Annotated in this window: 1 protein-coding gene; it reads left to right on the top strand. The window is 54.2% G+C overall.

The features are described from left to right. The first annotated feature begins 174 nt into the window (after window positions 1-174). Window positions 175-1,605, top strand: a complete 1,431-nt coding sequence (locus QLH52_RS24480) for a glutamate-cysteine ligase family protein (RefSeq protein WP_319963278.1) — start codon at window positions 175-177, stop codon at window positions 1,603-1,605. Window positions 1,606-1,770: the final 165 nt, after the last annotated feature.

Genomic DNA, 1,770 nt, shown 5'->3' with positions numbered 1-1,770 from the left:
CGCTGCAGATTTCATTGAAAACATGCGGATCGTTTTCGACGAACATCTACCGCGCTGGAACTATCGGGCTATTCCTCAAACCAACTAATTTCAGGAAGTTATTTTTGGCGGAATCCTTAGCTGTAACGATCTTACTATTTACTGCTATTCCGCCGGACTACGAGCGCAAATGTCATGGGTCAAGAAATTCATGCCGCAATCTATCAAGATGCCGACTTTCAGCGTTTCCGCGAGCGTCTATCCGCAGAAACCGAACTTCTTGGCCGGCTGATTAAAAATCGCGCTTGTTCGGAAGCCGAGCCGGTGGCTGGTTTTGAAATCGAAGCTTGGCTGCTGGACGACAACATGCGGCCGGCACCGATGAATCAGGCCTATCTGCACTCTTTTGCCCACCCTATGGCCGGGCCGGAACTGGCCAAATTTAACATCGAACTGAACACGCTACCGCTGGCGCTGACCGGCGACATATTCAGCCGCATGCATCAGGATTTGCAAAACACCTGGCAGCAAGCCGAACAGCATGCCCGGCAACTGGATTTGCATTTATTGGCGATAGGCACCTTGCCAACCTTGCAGCAAAGCGATCTGCATCTGGGCAATATGTCGGACATGAATCGCTACCGGGCCTTGAATCAACAGATTTTGCGCTGCCGAGGCCGGCCGATTGTGCTGGATATATGCGGGCATGAGCATCTGAAAATAGAGCATCACGATGTGATGCTGGAGGCCGCCACCACTTCGTTTCAATTGCATATCCAATGTCCTTTGAACATTGCCCATCACGTTTATAACGCGGCTATCATCGCTTCGGCGGCAATGGTGGCAGTGAGTGCCAACGCACCGTTTTTGTTCGGTAAGGATATCTGGGCGGAAACCCGTATTCCCTTGTTCGAACAGGCCATCGCCACCGGCGGCTATGCCGGGGCCGCCGACGGGCCCTTGCACCGGGTCAGTTTCGGTTCCGATTTTGCCCGGCATTCGATTCTGGAATGCTTTGTCGAGAACCAGCAACATTTTCCGGTTCTGCTGCCGGAGTATTTCGACGATGCGCCGGAAGCGTTTCAACACTTACGCCTGCATAACGGCACGATCTGGCGCTGGAACCGGCCGCTGGTGGGTTTCGATGCCGACGGTACGCCGCATATCCGCATCGAACACCGTACGCCTGCCGCCGGGCCGACGGTGTTGGATATGATCGCCAATGCTGCGTTTTATTACGGCCTGGTGAAAAATCTGGCCGACGAGCGTCAGGCGGGCGGGGCGGAGTTATGCTTCGCCCAGGCCAAGGATAATTTTTATCAAGCGGCGCGGCACGGTTTGGATAGCCATGTCGTCTGGTTTGGTGAACATAAACTACGGTTGGCGGTGCTGATCGAGCAGGAGCTATTGCCGCGTGCCGTTCAGGGCTTGCAGGCTTTGGGCATCTGCACTGCTGATTGTGAGAATTATCTGGATGTGATTCGCCAGCGCCTAGCAAATCAACAGACCGGCAGCCACTGGCAGCGGCGGTTTATCAAGGAAAATCCGTGCGAATTTGCGGAGCTGACGCGGGTTTATTTGCAGCGGCAACGGAGTGGAGAAACGGTTTCTGTGTGGGGAATATGAACAGAAAAACCGGGCGAGTCATCATTCATTGTTCCCACGCTCCGGCGCTCATCGTTATACACATCTCATCGCGACATCCTGTTGAGCATCGAGGGCGATGACAAAATCGCGCAAGCGCTGTAAGCCGATCCACATGGCCTTGGCACCCGGTGGACCATCGTGTTT

This window comes from Methylomonas defluvii (assembly GCF_033949435.1).
GTDB lineage: Bacteria > Pseudomonadota > Gammaproteobacteria > Methylococcales > Methylomonadaceae > Methylomonas > Methylomonas defluvii.
This window is presented reverse-complemented; position numbering and strand designations above follow the sequence as displayed.

Bases quoted from the DNA above. Each gene is read 5' to 3' on its own strand.
- QLH52_RS24480 (WP_319963278.1), top strand. From the start codon at position 175: ATGGGTCAAGAAATTCATGCCGCAATCTATCAAGATGCCGACTTTCAG.